Genomic DNA, 1930 nt, shown 5'->3' with positions numbered 1-1930 from the left:
GGTAAAAAACACCATCATTTCCGGACTTTTCCCTATTCAATCTCGCCAGGACATGCTCAATGAACTCGATGCTTTTAAATGCCCCGCCTGATATTGACAATCTAGGTTGTATCTCTTCATTCGTAAGAGGAAGCTTGAGCTCTTTAATCTTGCCGGCGAGTTGGCGTACGTATTCTTCATCAATATCCTCCGGATAAGGCAATCCAGTTTCGTATCGCCCCAATTGAAAGCCGCACCACCGCTTCAGTTTCTTATCGTCTATTAGGTCAGAAGCGAGATCTAATTTTCTAATTGCCAATGAGGTTGAACCTGGCTTCCCTAGCTGTATCGCATCGAGAGCTTCTCGAGCAAGAATTAGCGTCTCTTCATGTATTCCATTGGGCATATTGACCTCAAAATCTAACGTCGCTGTGATTGGCATTGCTAAGTTTTACTTTAGCTTGAATGGCTTCCAGTCAGAGTCTGGTATATCTGTCCCACCAATGGGCGGGGTCAAGTCCTTCGTCGCCAGTTTAAGCGTGGCCTCAGCTGTAAAGATGTGGAAATTTAGCCGAAGCATCCTATTTTCTTTCTCGAGCTTTTGCAGGTAAAGGTCTGCTATCGGAAACGTCAATAGTTTCATCTCGCCAGGTTTCAGGACAGTGGGAACCTGTTCTGACTCCAAAATGGGGAATAATTCACCTTCTATCTCTGGGAAGCTCAGCATCTCGATTTCTCTAAGGACGAGCTCTCGATTCCCCGTATTTGAAATTGCAATCTCACAGGCTTGAGAGTTCGCAAAGTTCTCAGTTCTCGGATTCCATGCAGCAAGGGTTCCAACAAGAGAAAACCGCTTATAAAAAAGGCTGAAATACAATGAAATAAGTGAAACAGTCAGCGCACCTCCCGAAATGGCAAGCGTGATTATATCTTTTGCCTCCATCGGGGCCCCCCATTGAAATTTAACAATGTTATTCAAAGGCAAATTGCCTGTTTTAAATCAGTAAGTTTGCCTACGCGTTCCTTGACACCTTTTGTAGCATGCCTCCAAGCCCCTATCATACCTGCCTTAGAGAAATTTGGCATAAAACCTCCAGCACGAAATCCGGCAGTTTCCCCGCATAATCCCCGATATACAGGAATAAGATTTTAACGTCATCACCGCACCAACTCCTGCAACATCCCCTCCAGTCCATTCACCTTCACCTCATACATCAACGCCAGCTGCCGCCCCAATTTGCTGTTGGGAAACCCCTGACCATGGAACCACACCAGATAGGGTTCCGGCAGTTCCAGCAGCTTGCGCCCCTGGTATTTACCAAAGGGCATGGTCTGGTTGACGGCGTCGAGCAGGTCTTGTGGATTCAGGTCAGGGTTCATCGCAAGGTCTGTATAAAGGCCAGAAGTATCAGCAGTGGGCAGATGATGCGCACGTAAAAGGGCCAGATTTTCCAGAACAGGCTGTGCTCGATGTCCTGGTGGCCGGCTTTGAGTTCGTTGAGCAGGTGGTTGCGGTGCATGATCCAGCCGACGAACAGGCATAGGGCGATGCCCAGCAGCGGTTGGCTGTATTCGGTGGTGAGCGAGACGGTGGCGTCGAACAGAGTGCTCATGTTGGCGATGATCAGCGCGCTTATGAGGAAGATGAGGGCACCGATGCTCCAGGCGGCGCCGGTGCGCTTCAAGCGGGTGCGTTCGGTGACCACCGAGACCGGCGTTTCAAGCATGGAAATAGAGGAGGTGAGGGCGGCGATGCTCATCAGGGCAAAGAAGGCGATGCTCAGCCAGGTACCGGCCCCGCCCATGTTCGCGAACAGGCTGGGAAGCACCTGAAAAATCAGACCGGGCCCGGCGAGCAGTTCGCCGTTATCGCCGTAGATGACGATGCCCTGGTGTTGGGCGACGTACATGGCGGGCAGAATCAGCAGCCCGGCGGTGAAGGCGATGCTGA

The 1930-nt window shown here is 50.6% G+C and carries 3 protein-coding genes and 1 pseudogene; all 4 read right to left on the bottom strand.

Features of this window, described 5'->3' with window-relative positions; genetic code table 11:
• A partial coding sequence (locus B3187_RS09720) for a hypothetical protein (protein WP_286806079.1) occupies positions 1-421 on the bottom strand: 421 nt, incomplete at its 3' end.
• Positions 422-430: 9 nt separating this feature from the next.
• Positions 431-958 (bottom strand): hypothetical protein, encoded by a 528-nt coding sequence (locus B3187_RS09715; protein ID WP_286806077.1) that lies wholly within the window; start codon positions 956-958, stop codon positions 431-433.
• A 179-nt stretch (positions 959-1137) separates the two neighbouring features.
• Positions 1138-1359 carry a DUF3820 family protein gene (locus B3187_RS09710; RefSeq protein ID WP_286806076.1) on the bottom strand — a complete coding sequence of 74 codons (222 nt, stop codon included), beginning with the start codon at positions 1357-1359 and terminating at the stop codon, positions 1138-1140.
• Positions 1356-1930, bottom strand: a pseudogene (locus tag B3187_RS09705) (sodium-dependent transporter); the annotation flags it as partial. The pseudogene B3187_RS09705 and the gene B3187_RS09710, both read right to left, overlap by 4 nt.

This window comes from Marinimicrobium sp. UBA4209, from assembly GCF_002381585.1.
GTDB classification, from domain to species: domain Bacteria; phylum Pseudomonadota; class Gammaproteobacteria; order Pseudomonadales; family Cellvibrionaceae; genus Marinimicrobium; species Marinimicrobium koreense.
Note: the sequence above shows the minus strand (reverse complement) of the source record. Positions and strands in the feature narration are given on the sequence as shown.